This window comes from Aequorivita sinensis, from assembly GCF_006346335.1.
GTDB classification, from domain to species: domain Bacteria; phylum Bacteroidota; class Bacteroidia; order Flavobacteriales; family Flavobacteriaceae; genus Aequorivita; species Aequorivita sinensis.
Map to the genome: position 1 here is coordinate 1 of NZ_VDMC01000025.1, position 10,863 is coordinate 10,863.

Here is a 10,863-nt window from a genome sequence, read left to right on the forward strand (position 1 = left end):
TTTTTAAGCTTGGCGCGCAAGGGTTACTGGGTAAAATAGCCTTTTTGCCATTGTTATTTTTGAATCGAAAGGCTATATTTACTGACACACAACAATGTATATGAAAAATAGGCGAAAAAGTACTAATTGAAATATTTTTGGCTTGTATCAAACTTTAGGATTAGACAAAAATTTAGGGCTTAGTGATCGCCTACTTATCATATACGAAACGTTGTAAAACATAATGAAACAAACTTTCAGCATATTAATTATACTTCTGACATTCCAAATGTCATTTGCTTGCAATTGTGGAAAGTTTCGGACTTTTATATCTGCAAGTAAAGACAGTGATTTAGTAATAAAAGCTAAAGTTTTAAAACATAACTATTACAACCGACAAAGGCAATCCGTTTCAAAAGAAGAAGTTGATGAAACGGAATTTTTCGGACATTCAATTCTTGTAGAAGTTTTGGAAATCATAAAAGGACAAGAAACCCGAAAAACATTTGAGATTTATGGAGGTTCTGAATGGAAATATGCATCTGATTGCAAAATGAAAATTGACGGAATCGAAATCGACAAAACCTATATCTTTTCATTATATCAATCGATAGAATCTAAACACAGTCAGCCGAATGAAAACAAAGGCGATTATTCACTTTATGCTTGCCAAGAATCTTACATCGAATTTATTAACGAAACGAAAGCTGTAAAAGGAGTTCTGAAAGGAAAAAACTTGGACAAAGAAAGAATGATTCCTTACGAAAAACTGAAAAATAAAATTACGTTTTACAACAACGGCTATAATTCATTGCGGTTGAATTCCTACTCGGAATTCAACTTTTGTTTGCTATCTTTCTGCTACGGCGGAAAGAATCCTGCGGATTTTTCCGCAACGAAATCATAGCCCAACCGTTCTACGCAATTTGAAAAACGACAAAATCATATATCAAACTAAACCAAAACTTTTCAATCCTTATGGAATTTTGATACTATTTCTGATTGGAGTCTTTTTCGTTTACACTTCTGACTCTTTGACTTTAAAATTATTTATGGGTGGAATTTTTGCTGTCTCACTAATTTTTGGCATTGCTAAAAATTATTATGCTAACGGAATTTTGATAAGCGAGAATAAAATTGATTTAATTAAAATAAGTTGGATGGGAAAAACAGAAACTCAACCGATTGGATTTTCCGAAATAAAAAGCATAAAATGGAATCACGGCGGATATGGACAAGATAGAGCGATATATTTAAAAACAATTAATAAATCGAATATTAAAGTTCAAATTCCAGATGACCCATTTAAATTTGGTCACATTTTAAAGTTTTTGAATAAAAAAGGAATAAATATTCGTTTAGTTCATTCTGACCAAGAATTAAGAATGTTTATTGATGGTAAAATATCTGAATTCCCTATGACAAATGATACCGAATTAAAAACCAAAAGGATTTAATTATGTATATCGTAGAATTTGTATTATTGGAAATACTTATGTGCTTTTGGATTTATAGGACAATTAAATATAATCAACCTAGAAAAGAAAGCCCTTATAGTTACAAGGTATTTATTGGCAGTATTGGAGCTGCTGTGAATATGATATTTATACTAATCTGGTTTGTTTCTAATGAGAAATCCTTTTTTACGGAACTATATAATTCAATAATAAAATAAAAAACTGCGTAGAACACCGTATATAGTTAATTGCTAGTTCTAGCCTAGTTACGAAAATCCTCGCGGATTTTCTATTCGGTTTATATTTGCTAAATTTAGTGCTTAAACCACGCAACAAACCATATACAAAACCGTTGCCAGTAATTTGAAAAAAAATCGAACTGAATTCAAATTTTTAAAAAAGCTGAATAAATAACACTTAATCGATGTATGATATTGAGTAATGAAATAAAACATTTTAATCGAAAGCAGAACTTAATATTTATTTTGAGTTCACTTTTACTTATTTGGATGTGGATGTTAATTGCCTCTTATATTGACAGAGGAAACGACCGAGGATTAGTAACTATTATAGGAATAGCAACTTTAACATCACTCATTTTTTCATTGTTTTTATCTAAAAATAAAATTGCTGACTTTTTCACCTCATTGATTTTCTTATTAATCTCAAGCTTTTTGATTTTCGTTCTTTCTTTTACCTTAGGTCTTTTCTTGGAAAGTTTGACCAAATTAAACTGGATTGGCTTTATAGTTCCGATAGTTACTTCTGGAATCTTGACATATTTAAATATTCGACGACTGATATCTTTTCCCAATAATAAAAAAGCCTTTTGGTATATATTTATTATTCCAGTTGTAATAGTTATTGGAATATGTTCTTTACCTTTTTACGATGGAATTTTTGCTAACGATTTTGGCATAGGCTTTTTAGTCTCAATATATTTGACTTCCGTATTTGTATTAATCGGAATATTATGCAGAATAAAAACTACTGGCAACACCGTGTATAATTAATTGCTTTGGCAAGTGCTTATTTGGAAAATTCCTTCGGAATTTTCTCGCGTTCGTTTTTGTTTACTAAATTAGTTGCTTAAACACGCAACTAACCATACACAAGCACGTTGTAGGTAATTTGAGAAAATGACAAAATACAGTTCATCATCGAGCTATTCAATTTATGAAGCAGTAATTGCCTCATTAATGTTTTTGGGAATTGGAATCGTAATATCTAATTCTTCAGAAATCATTTGGATAAAAATAATTTCTATTCTAATATCAATCGGAATTGTTATTTTCATTATTCTTTATCAAAGAAAAAGAACATTCGATATTAAATTTTTGGAAAATGAAATTAAAATTGAATACCCATTTTTAAAGAAAACCTCACAAGTTCCATATGTGGATTTATTGCAAATTGAATTCATATCAGCATATCGATCACCTAATAGAAATAGGATAAAATTCAAAATCGGGAATAAAATAGAATCCTTGAGATTTTTAACAATAGCGCAATCTGACCAATATATTGAATTTATAAAGTGGCTGAAATCAAAAAATGACAAATTGGAATTAAAAGTATTTCCATCTGACCACATAATGAATCATAAAATTCAAGAAGTTTACGGATTTAAATACCGAAAAATGTTAAAGAAAACACTTTGAATAAAAAACTACCTACAACAATGTATAACCGCAATTACGGCGGATTCGACTACGTCCGAATCCACGCGTAATTGCTACCGTAGTTGCTTATCCGAAAAACATTAAATATAATCCCGTAACTGCGGTTATACTAAACGTTAGCCCTAATTTGATGAAACAATACTATTTAATAATAATTGTACTTTTTGGAATAACTTCTTATGCGCAAAAAATAGAAAGTTATGAGATAGGTTTTGAATCTAAACTAGGAACTAAAGCTACTATTGACTTATTGCTTACATATTCAGACTCTTCTGATATACCTGAAAAAGAAATTGCTTTAAATAAAATAAAGCAACCTACAGCGGAATTACTAAAAAAATACACTACCACAGAAATCTATTATTCTAAAAAAAACGAAATAGACAGTATTTTACAAAAAAGAGTTATCAATGAATTTAAAGACTCAAAATATAATGTCAAAACATCAATTATTGGATATGTTAATCTTCCAAAAGAAACAAAAATTCTGTATGATAAATTTTTGAAACTTGAACAAAGTTATTTAGAAGTGGAACTTGAAATACATTATCGAAAGAAAGAAATAGAACAAGAGTTAAAGACAAATAAAAATCTGACTCGAGTTGAGAAAAAAGAATTAAAAAAAGAACTTGATGTTCTTAATAATTCCAAATACATTCAGAAATTGTACGATAAGAAAATGGAATTAATTGACATTAAATAAAAACTAGGGCTAACACCGGCTATAGTTCATTGCTTCTGACTTTCCTATCGGAAAGTCCTCGCAAATTTGCTATCTTCGGTTTACGGCGGAAAATCCTTGCGGATTTTCACGCAACGAAACCATAGCCAAACACGTTGTGCAACATTTAAGAAAAACATCACGAATGAAATTAAAGCTTCTGATTTTTAGTATATTATTGAGTAATACGATTTATTCACAATCTGCTAAAGATTCACTTTTGCAAAGGGATATAAATGTTTTAGTAGAAGAAATGGAATTTATGTATGGTTACGACCAAACTATGCGTGAGTACACGATTTTTAAAACTTTTGACAAGTCAGAAACGGATAGAATTGAAAATCTTCCTGATAGTTTAAGAGTTGAGGAAATGAAAAAACGGAAATTTGTATCGGACAGTATTAGCAAGATAATTTATAAAAAATACATTAATCCAATGGATGCTAAACATACCGAGAGAATGATAGAAATAACAAAAAAATATGGTTTTCCCAGCACTAAACGAATTAGAAAATACTATAAAAAAGAATTTGCTGACCCAGAATTTAACCCACTAATAATTTTTATCCATTCCCCGAAAAAGTACTGGGATGAACTAAAAGAATTAATGTTAAAAGAATATCAGAATGGAATAATCAATCAATGCCAATATGGATATTTGTTATGGCAATTTACCGGACGAAAAAGTTTTCAACCTATGTTAGATAACGGATACGAAATGATTAAAGAAAATGGAAAAACTACTCTGAAATCTACTTGTGAATAAAAAACGTTGCACAACAATGTATAACCGCAATTACGGCGGATTCGACTACGTCCGAATCCACTCGGAATTGCTAACGTCTGTGCTAAACCGAAAAATTTGCGTACTTTAACCCGTAACTGACGGTTATACGAGACCGTTGTGCTTCATACTAAAGAAAATTCCGTGTTTTAAAAAAACCATCCGATTAAAATCGAAATTGTAACTAATTCGTTACATTTGTAATATGAGAGAAATCGATATCACAGAAGAATGTCTGGAATTTATAGACAGTCAAGGCGAAAGAGTTTCGCTTAAATTCTTCCAACTCATTGAAGTTATTGGAGAGGTAAAAGTTGTAAACACCAACTTCCTTAAAAAACTGCAATCGACACAATTCTATGAATTACGGATTAAAGCAGGCAATGAATATCGAATTATAATTTTCGCAATAGATCATCTGAATTTCGCTGAATCCACCAAAGCTGTGTGTCTTTGGGGATTTTTAAAAAAATCAACAAAAGATTATAAAAAAGCAGTAAAACAAGCCGAGAAAATATTAGAAGAATATCTTAAAGAAAAGTAATTATGGGAAAGTCAATAAATGCAAAGGAGCTGATTGCCAATCGATATGGAAAAGAAGGAACGAAAGAACGTGAGAAATTCCGAGAAAATGCTTTTTCCTATTATTTTGGGGAAATCATAAAAAGCCGAAGAAAGGAATTACATATGAGCCAAGAGGATTTAGCAGATAAAGTTGGAAAAAAACGACCATATATCTCACGCATTGAAAACGGAGAAGATATTCGTTTATCCAATTTCGCCCTGATTGCCAATGCGCTGGGATTGTCTATAGAATTAAAAGTTGAGTAAAAGTACGAAAGCACAACAATGTGTATAAAACATAGCTAATTAGTGCTTTCCGAAAGGTCTGTGCGTGTTTGCAAAGTCCGCCAAATCTTTGATTTGGCTGTAATATTGAAAAAGAGGTTCCAAATCAAAGATTTGGCTAAGTGCCAATCCAAAAGTTATTGTATTTTTAAACGCTACGTTTCATACACGTAACGTTGTAAGTAATTTGAGAAAAACGCTAACCATATTAATTTCATTGAGTTTCGGACTTATTTCTTGTAAATCCGAAAAGAAATATTCGGACTTTAATGAATCAGACTTTTACGAAGTTCAAGGAATTATTAATTATGCGAATCCGACAAGTGACCCTTTCGACAGTCCGAATGAAAAAAATATAAGCTTCACCTACTTTTTAGACCGACCAAATCCAAAAACTGGAATCGAAAATGACTTGGAAATGTTTGAGGCAAAAAATGGATATCCATTAATCGTTCTTGTACATAAAGATGATGAAAATGTAAGCTTTTATGGTAGAGTTGGAATTCTTGAAAATCTGAATGATAAGGAAAAAGCGTTTCTAAAAAACCATTTCCAAAATAAGATGAATAAGATAAAGGAACAAATGCCTGAATACAATTACAACGCATTAATAAATGACACAATAACGGAAAACCAAACTGACAAAAAATAAAAAAACTACTTACAACACCGGCTATAGTTCATTGCTTCTGACTTTCCTCTCGGAAAGTCCTCGCAAATTTGCTATCTTCGGTTTTCGGCGGAAAATCCTCGCGGATTTTCACGCAACGAAACCATAGCCAAACACGTTGTAAAACATTTTGAAAAAAACACTATACTTATTGATTTTAATAAGTTTCGGATTTAAATGCGCTGATAATAATTGCGAATTAAAAGACGGAAAATATAAAGTCATTTATGACAAACAGTTTTCGGAATATCCAAAATTTGAGTTTGAAATAAATGGACAAAACTTAACGGAAATAAACTCTGTTAAAAATCGGAATTACATTATTGAAAATCTTGGTGAAAACTCATTCCGACTTAAATCGCTGGAAAGACAAACTGACTCGTTAACTGAATTTCAAAAGACATTAATGTCGCACGGAAAACCATATTATGAAATAACGAATTGTAAAAATGACACTATCGAATTTACAATGCGAGTGAATTTGCACGTGATTTCACATTCTGGAAAATTTGTAAGAACCGAATGAATAAAAAACATTTTACAACAATGTATAACCGCAATTACGGCGGATTCGACTACGTCCGAATCCACTCGGAATTGCTAACATCTGTACTAAACCGAAAATTAACGCATATTAACCCGTAACTGACGCTTATACTTGACCGTTGCCATTAATACTGAAACCTTTTGCGATAGATGGGAAAAATTACAAATGAAATGGTTCATACGGCTTATGAAGTCGGAAAGAAAATCAATCAGAATAAAATATCCAGAATGGACGGAATGAAAATTTTGACCGATTTGGGAATGAATAACAGCTCTGCGAATTATTACATTTATAATTACATATATTTCATAACGGGCGAATTATTTACTGGCACAATAAATAGTTACGCTACGGACTATTATTTGCAGAAAATTCTGGAAGAAAAAGGTAATGAAGGATTGGAAACAGCTTTACTTTCTTTATCACAACATTTGGACTATTATGAAGTAAAATCCAATGCGTCTGTAAAAAAAAGACGGGAGATTTATGATAAATATTTCGAGCTTATCGAAAATAGTATTGCAGAACCGATTTATGCGGACGAAGTTGATTCTAACGAAACTTACTCGGAAGGAAAAACTAAACAAGTACTGGTAAACAGTTATGAAAGAAATCCAATAGCACGAAAAAAGTGTATTGAACATTTCGGATTGAATTGTCAAGTTTGTGATTTTAGTTTTGAAGAAAAATTTGGTACTTTAGGTAAAGGGTTTATTCACGTACATCACAAAATTGACCTTGCGACCGTCGGAAAAGAATACTCTGTTAATCCAATTACGGATTTGATTCCTGTTTGTCCGAATTGTCATTCTATGCTACATAAAAAAAGACCCGTAGCGTATACAATATCGGAACTGAAACAAGTATTGCGGGAAAGTACTAATGGCAACAATGGCTATAGCAAATAGGGCGGTAAGCACTGAATTCATTGGCTTGGGCGTGTTTGTTAGCACCGCCAAATCTTTTGATTTGGCTTTTAAAATAAAAAAGATAAACACAAAATACAAAAGCCTTGGCTAAGGGCTTGGCGCATTGGCCGGTGCCGGCCGATCGCCCTACTTGCCATAGCCGAGACGTTGTAAAACATTTAAAAAAAACGAATGAACAAAATTTTAACCTTTCTATTTCTGACTTTCATTTGCTCGAACAGCTTCGGACAAAACGCATCGGAATTAAATGAACAAGCAAAAAAGTTTATAGAAACTCAAGAATTTGACAAAGCAGTTCCAGTTTTAAAACAAGCGGCGGAATTGGGAGTAGCAGAAGCACAGTATAATTATGGTGTAACACTTGAATTTGGTTATGGAATTGAAAAAAATATCGATGAAGCCTTTTTTTGGTATTTAAAATCGGCCGAGCAAGGTTGGAATGACGGACTTTACAAAATGATGATGGCACACGCAAATGGAATTGGAGCAACACAAAGCAATGAAAAAGCTTTTGAGTATGCCCTTCAGTGCGCAGAAAATGATGACATAACTTGTATGTTTAACATTGTTGGAGCATATCAAGATGGGTTGGGAACAGAAAAAGACCTAAACAAAATGATAGAATGGGCAATTAGAATTGGGAAACTGAAAAATCCAGAGAATTTAATGAAAAGTGGAAAAATAACTTCTGCTCGATTAAATTTAGCTTATATGTACAGAGATGGACAAAATGTGGAAATGGATTTATCGAAAAGTTATTCTTGGTTTTTAATTTACAATGAATTTAAAAGAGATTTTTCTATTTTGCAACAGCAATCTGTAATCAGAGAAATTAAAGAACTTGAACAAAAACTAACAGCCGAACAGATTAAAAACGCTAAAAGACAAGCCGAACAAATATTTGAAAGACCTTTGACAAATTTAGAAAAACTTTACGAAACGAGCAGATAAAAACGTTTTACAACACCGTATATAGCTCATAGCTAATTAGTTGCTTAATCGAAGTTAAGGCATATTTGCAAGACCGCCAAATTTTTTAATTTGGCTTATTGGAAAGAAAGGTAATAAGAAAATTAAAAAATTCGGCTCGTGATTAACCGAAAAGTTATCCCTAATTTGCACGCTACGAGCCATATACAAAACCGTTGTTGTAAAACATTTAAAAAAAACGAATGAACAAAATTTTAACCTTTCTATTTCTGACTTTCATTTGCTCGAACAGCTTCGGACAAAACGCATCGGAATTAAATGAACAAGCAAAAAAGTTTATAGAAACTCAAGAATTTGACAAAGCAGTTCCAGTTTTAAAACAAGCGGCGGAATTGGGAGTAGCAGAAGCACAGTATAATTATGGTGTAACACTTGAATTTGGTTATGGAATTGAAAAAAATATCGATGAAGCCTTTTTTTGGTATTTAAAATCGGCCGAGCAAGGTTGGAATGACGGACTTTACAAAATGATGATGGCACACGCAAATGGAATTGGAGCAACACAAAGCAATGAAAAAGCTTTTGAGTATGCCCTTCAGTGCGCAGAAAATGATGACATAACTTGTATGTTTAACATTGTTGGAGCATATCAAGATGGGTTGGGAACAGAAAAAGACCTAAACAAAATGATAGAATGGGCAATTAGAATTGGGAAACTGAAAAATCCAGAGAATTTAATGAAAAGTGGAAAAATAACTTCTGCTCGATTAAATTTAGCTTATATGTACAGAGATGGACAAAATGTGGAAATGGATTTATCGAAAAGTTATTCTTGGTTTTTAATTTACAATGAATTTAAAAGAGATTTTTCTATTTTGCAACAGCAATCTGTAATCAGAGAAATTAAAGAACTTGAACAAAAACTAACAGCCGAACAGATTAAAAACGCTAAAAGACAAGCCGAACAAATATTTGAAAGACCTTTGACAAATTTAGAAAAACTTTACGAAACGAGCAGATAAAAACGTTTTACAACACCGTATATAGCTCATAGCTAATTAGTTGCTTAATCGAAGTTAAGGCATATTTGCAAGACCGCCAAATTTTTTAATTTGGCTTATTGGAAAGAAAGGTAATAAGAAAATTAAAAAATTCGGCTCGTGCTAAATCCGAAAAGTTAGCGTTTGTTTATACGCTACGTTTCATACACAAGACCGTCAGACTGTCTCAAAACTTAATAAGTTTGTTGAAAACTCATTGCACTCTCTTTAGATGCTGCCTTGGTTATTTGTATCTTAAGGTATGGAATATCAACAAGGAGAAAACCGTCAACAACTCGCTTTATATACTAGCTGTTTGGACGACATGGTCCCGCAAGACAACTCGGTACGCTTTATCGATCAGTTTGTAGAAAGCATCGACCTACAGGAGATGGGGTTTGAGCCTTTACCCTCTCAAGGAAGACCACCGTATAACCCTGCAGATTTATTGAAATTGTATATCTATGGCTATATGAACCGTATGCGTTCCTCTAGACAATTAGAAAAAGAATGTCATCGTAATTTAGAAGTAATTTGGCTTTTGAAAAATTTAAAACCAGATCACAATACCATTGCGAGATTTAGAAAAGAAAACCCTAAGGCCATCAAACGTGTTTTTCGTTACAGCGTTGAGATTGCCAAAAACTTTAACCTTATTGGAGGATTGTTAATTGCTGGAGATTCTACAAAACTTCGGGCACAAAACAGCAAGAAAAACAATTACAACAAAAAGAAAATTGAACGGCATCTGGCCTATATCGAGGATAAACTCAAAGAACACAGCCTTGCATTAGAACAAGCAGACGGAGATAAGGCAGAAGCGCTCAGCACAGAGATAGCCAAGCATAAAAAACACCACAAGAAATACACCCGTATCAAACAGGAGCTCGAGGCGGACAAAAGTTCGGAAAATCCGCAATTATCCACATCAGATCCTGATAGTAGACACCAAATTGTACGGGGAATGATCACTGAGGTTTGCTACACACTTCAAACTACTGTGGATGATCAAAACAAAATACTTATCGATTACAAACTAACCAATCAAAACGATAAGAAAGCCATGGGCATGATGTTGCGCCGGGCCAAATCCATTTTACGAACCAACAAGTTTACCGCCCTTTACGACAAAGGCTATCATACCGGAAGTGAGTTTTGTACGGCCCATCAGCTAGACATTAAAACGCTTGTGGCCATACCCGCCATTGGGCGTGCTAGCCAGGCACCGCATCCGAAGTACAATGCCGAGAATTTTATATACAATCAAAAAACCGA

At 32.8% G+C, this 10,863-nt stretch carries 14 protein-coding genes; 13 read left to right on the forward strand and 1 reads right to left on the reverse strand.

What is annotated here, in order from left to right; genetic code table 11:
- The first annotated feature begins 223 nt into the window (after window positions 1–223).
- Together FHP04_RS13780 and FHP04_RS13785 are read left to right on the forward strand one after the other, a co-directional pair.
- Entirely contained in the window at window positions 224–886 is a 663-nt protein-coding gene (locus FHP04_RS13780; protein WP_139856740.1) for a hypothetical protein, read from the forward strand.
- A gap of 19 nt (window positions 887–905) precedes the next feature.
- Window positions 906–1,436 carry a hypothetical protein gene (locus FHP04_RS13785; protein ID WP_139856741.1) on the forward strand — a complete coding sequence of 177 codons (531 nt, stop codon included), beginning with the start codon at window positions 906–908 and terminating at the stop codon, window positions 1,434–1,436.
- Between the two features lie 529 nt (window positions 1,437–1,965).
- Here the strand turns inward: FHP04_RS13785 and FHP04_RS13790 are convergent.
- The gene (locus FHP04_RS13790; RefSeq protein WP_139856742.1) at window positions 1,966–2,250 is read right to left on the reverse strand and encodes a hypothetical protein; all 285 of its coding nucleotides are present in this window, start codon (window positions 2,248–2,250) and stop codon (window positions 1,966–1,968) included.
- A 325-nt stretch (window positions 2,251–2,575) separates the two neighbouring features.
- Between FHP04_RS13790 and FHP04_RS13795 the strand changes: the two genes are divergently transcribed.
- The 11 genes from FHP04_RS13795 to FHP04_RS13845 form a co-directional block, all read left to right on the forward strand.
- Window positions 2,576–3,097 (forward strand): hypothetical protein, encoded by a 522-nt coding sequence (locus FHP04_RS13795; RefSeq protein WP_139856743.1) that lies wholly within the window; start codon window positions 2,576–2,578, stop codon window positions 3,095–3,097.
- Between the two features lie 151 nt (window positions 3,098–3,248).
- Window positions 3,249–3,821 carry a hypothetical protein gene (locus FHP04_RS13800; RefSeq protein ID WP_139856744.1) on the forward strand — a complete coding sequence of 191 codons (573 nt, stop codon included), beginning with the start codon at window positions 3,249–3,251 and terminating at the stop codon, window positions 3,819–3,821.
- A 163-nt stretch (window positions 3,822–3,984) separates the two neighbouring features.
- Window positions 3,985–4,605, forward strand: coding sequence for a hypothetical protein (locus FHP04_RS13805; RefSeq protein WP_139856745.1), 621 nt, complete (start codon window positions 3,985–3,987; stop codon window positions 4,603–4,605).
- 223 nt (window positions 4,606–4,828) lie between these two features.
- Window positions 4,829–5,167 (forward strand): type II toxin-antitoxin system RelE/ParE family toxin, encoded by a 339-nt coding sequence (locus FHP04_RS13810; protein ID WP_139856746.1) that lies wholly within the window; start codon window positions 4,829–4,831, stop codon window positions 5,165–5,167.
- Window positions 5,168–5,169: 2 nt separating this feature from the next.
- A complete protein-coding gene (locus FHP04_RS13815) occupies window positions 5,170–5,454 on the forward strand; it encodes a helix-turn-helix domain-containing protein (RefSeq protein WP_139856747.1) in 285 nt (94 codons plus the stop codon).
- Between the two features lie 205 nt (window positions 5,455–5,659).
- Entirely contained in the window at window positions 5,660–6,124 is a 465-nt protein-coding gene (locus tag FHP04_RS13820) for a hypothetical protein (RefSeq protein ID WP_139856748.1), read from the forward strand.
- Window positions 6,125–6,272: 148 nt separating this feature from the next.
- A complete protein-coding gene (locus FHP04_RS13825; protein ID WP_246051440.1) occupies window positions 6,273–6,668 on the forward strand; it encodes a hypothetical protein in 396 nt (131 codons plus the stop codon).
- A gap of 170 nt (window positions 6,669–6,838) precedes the next feature.
- Window positions 6,839–7,597 carry an HNH endonuclease gene (locus FHP04_RS13830; RefSeq protein WP_139856749.1) on the forward strand — a complete coding sequence of 253 codons (759 nt, stop codon included), beginning with the start codon at window positions 6,839–6,841 and terminating at the stop codon, window positions 7,595–7,597.
- Between the two features lie 192 nt (window positions 7,598–7,789).
- The gene (locus FHP04_RS13835) at window positions 7,790–8,569 is read left to right on the forward strand and encodes a tetratricopeptide repeat protein (RefSeq protein ID WP_139856750.1); all 780 of its coding nucleotides are present in this window, start codon (window positions 7,790–7,792) and stop codon (window positions 8,567–8,569) included.
- A gap of 221 nt (window positions 8,570–8,790) precedes the next feature.
- On the forward strand, window positions 8,791–9,570 hold the full coding sequence (locus FHP04_RS13840; RefSeq protein WP_139856750.1) for a tetratricopeptide repeat protein: 780 nt from the start codon (window positions 8,791–8,793) through the stop codon (window positions 9,568–9,570).
- Window positions 9,571–9,850: 280 nt separating this feature from the next.
- Window positions 9,851–10,863, forward strand: a 1,013-nt coding sequence (locus FHP04_RS13845) for a transposase (RefSeq protein WP_139856751.1), incomplete at its 3' end; no start/stop codon positions are given.